Source organism: Nostoc cf. edaphicum LEGE 07299 (genome assembly GCF_015207245.1).
GTDB classification, from domain to species: domain Bacteria; phylum Cyanobacteriota; class Cyanobacteriia; order Cyanobacteriales; family Nostocaceae; genus Nostoc; species Nostoc edaphicum_B.
The window spans coordinates 1-2,828 of sequence record NZ_JADEXF010000899.1; the positions used below are offsets into that span (position 1 = coordinate 1).

2 protein-coding genes are annotated in these 2,828 nt (G+C 45.7%); both read left to right on the forward strand.

The window, feature by feature from the left end; genetic code table 11:
• The first annotated feature begins 61 nt into the window (after positions 1-61).
• Positions 62-1,885 (forward strand): AAA family ATPase, encoded by a 1,824-nt coding sequence (locus IQ229_RS22350; RefSeq protein ID WP_194047505.1) that lies wholly within the window; start codon positions 62-64, stop codon positions 1,883-1,885.
• 275 nt (positions 1,886-2,160) lie between these two features.
• On the forward strand, positions 2,161-2,828 hold a 668-nt coding region (locus IQ229_RS22355), incomplete at its 3' end, for a GvpL/GvpF family gas vesicle protein (RefSeq protein ID WP_194047507.1).

Consider the following 2,828-nt stretch of genomic DNA (forward strand, 5'->3'; position numbering starts at 1 on the left):
GGATCTAAAAGTGCCCAAAATCACAGTGAAACACTTTTCAAACAACCTCTAAGTAAAATCAATGGACGACATATTTAAAGGATTTGAACACCTATTAGAAATTGCCAAAGCTTTAGAAGAAAAAGTAGAGAAAGGGGAGTTAAAAACTTCTATTCAAATTCGCTCTCATAATCTCAGTAGTATTCCCCGGCAAGGCAATATTCCGAGAATAAGTAATTCCAGCCGAGTCAGATCCAATTCCACCGTTGGCACTACACCAACGGATGATACTGATGTCACCCCCCCATCAGCTCGGACGAACTCAAAAGCTTCTTGGCAAGGTATCGGCGGCTTGGCTGATGTTCTCCAAGAAATCAGAGAGTTAGTTGAAATTCCACTTAAACGTCCAGATTTATTGGTGAAATTAGGGTTAGAGCCTCCGCGTGGGGTTTTGCTCGTTGGCCCGCCCGGTACGGGAAAAACTTTAACAGCCCGTGTTTTGGCAGAAGAGTTAGAGTTAAACTACATTCCCATCAATGGCCCAGAGGTGATGAGCAAGTATTACGGGGAAGCAGAAGCTCGTTTGCGAAGTATTTTTGAGAAAGCAACTCGTTCTGCTCCCTGCTTGATATTTATTGACGAAATTGACAGCCTTGCCCCAGATCGCAGCCAAGTAGAAGGCGAAGTTGAAAAAAGACTAGTGGCGCAGTTGCTTGGGTTAATGGATGGGTTTGCCAAAACCGAGGGCGTAATTGTATTAGCGGCAACAAATCGTCCCGATTATCTCGATCCGGCGCTGCGTCGTCCGGGACGCTTCGATCGCGAAGTTCAGTTTCGGGTTCCCGATCGCAATGGACGATTGGAAATTCTGACGATTTTGACAAGTGCCATGCCTTTGGAGACTTCGGTTAGTTTAGGAGCGATCGCCGATTTATCCGTCGGTTTTGTCGGCGCCGATATCAAAGCTCTTTGTCAAAAAGCAGCCTATATTGCCCTTCGTCGTCAAGTTCCCTCGCTCAACAGTCCCGTTCCTGAGAACATGACTATCATGCAGCAGGATTTTCTCGAAGCAATTAAGGAGATAAAACCCTCAGTTCTCAGGGATGTAGCAGTTGAAGTACCGAGCGTCAGTTGGGATGACATTGGTGGATTGGATGATGTGAAACAAAAACTTCAAGAATCTGTAGAGGGCGCACTTCTCTATCCCGAACTATACGAGCAAACCAAAGCCAAGCCACCCCGTGGGATTCTGTTGTGGGGGCCGCCTGGAACCGGAAAAACGTTACTGGCAAAAGCGATCGCATCTCAGGCTAGAGCCAACTTTATTGCTGTGAATGGCCCGGAATTACTAAGTCGGTGGGTAGGTGCCGCAGAACAAGCAGTCAGAGAACTCTTTCGCAAAGCTCGGCAAGCAGCTCCTTGCGTTGTGTTTATAGATGAAATTGATACCCTGGCACCAGCACGGGGAAGATTTACTGGTGATTCTGGAGTTAGCGATCGCGTTGTCGGTCAACTGCTCACCGAACTAGATGGGTTGCATGAATGCCCGAAAGTACTGTTAGTAGGAGCAACCAATCGTCCAGAAGCGCTCGATCCTGCTTTGCTCAGAGCAGGAAGATTGGACTTACAAATAAAAATCGATCTACCAGATCGGGCCAGTCGATTAGCGATTTTAGGAGTTCACAATCTAGATCGTCCCCTGGTTGATGTCGATTTAGAAACCTGGGCGACAGTTACCGAGGGTTGGAATGGTGCAGACTTGGCTTTATTGAGCAATCAAGCTGCTTTAAGCGCAATTCGTCGATACCGCGCCCAAGGATTGACTGACTCCAGCTTGATTCAGATTACAAATGATGATTTCCAAGTTACATACCAAATGCTTGCCAATCAGCACCAATCTCAATAGTCTCTTATTTGAAAAAAACACAGAAGTTCAGAGCGGAAGCTACTTAACGCAATGTGCAATTTATCCTTAAAACCCCTCTCCAAACCTCTCCCCCACAGGGAGAGAGGATTTGATTCTTGCTCCCCTTCCCTTGTAGGGAAGGGGCTGGGGGTTAGGTTTGAGAGAACATTGCACACAGCGATACTTACTCTCCGGAAACACCTTTGATCTAAAAAGAAGTGTCCCGGAGAACTTCATGTGTACAAACTTAATTACAGAATAAGTATCCCAAGTTTATGTCAATATACGTTTATGCTCTTCTAGTCCCGACCGCATCACCGCTCGTTCTACCCTTCGGGATGGAAAGGAATATTGAACTAGTTTACTCTTCTGGTTTAGGTGCGATCGTAGAGCCGGAAATCTCACTGGAGGTAATACAGGCAACGGATGAGCGTTTACTTCAAGCTGTATTAAACCACGATCGCGTAATTCGAGAACTTTTTCAACAAACTCCCCTTCTTCCCCTACGCTTTGGGAGGGGTTTTACCTCTGTAGAAAAACTGCTGAATTATCTAGAAAACCATCAAGAGCAATATCTAGAAACCCTAACTGAGCTAGCAGACAAAGTTGAATACACTTTAAAATTGACACCCTGTGATTTGCTTAACGATTCTGACACTATTGATGTCAGGGGAAAAGCCTATTTATTAGCTAAAAAACAACGCTACCAAACACAGCAAGCATTTCAAGCACAACAATGCGAACAGTGGGAACTCTTGAACGAGTTAATTCTCAAAGCATATACAAATGTTATCTGTGAAACTCGACAGTCAGATGTGCGGCAAATCCACTTTTTGGCACAGCGTAACGATTCAACGCTCAGTACGCAGCAGTTCTCCCTCTGGCAGGTACAATGCTCACACTGGCAATTGGCACTGAGCGAACCTCTACCACCCTATCATTT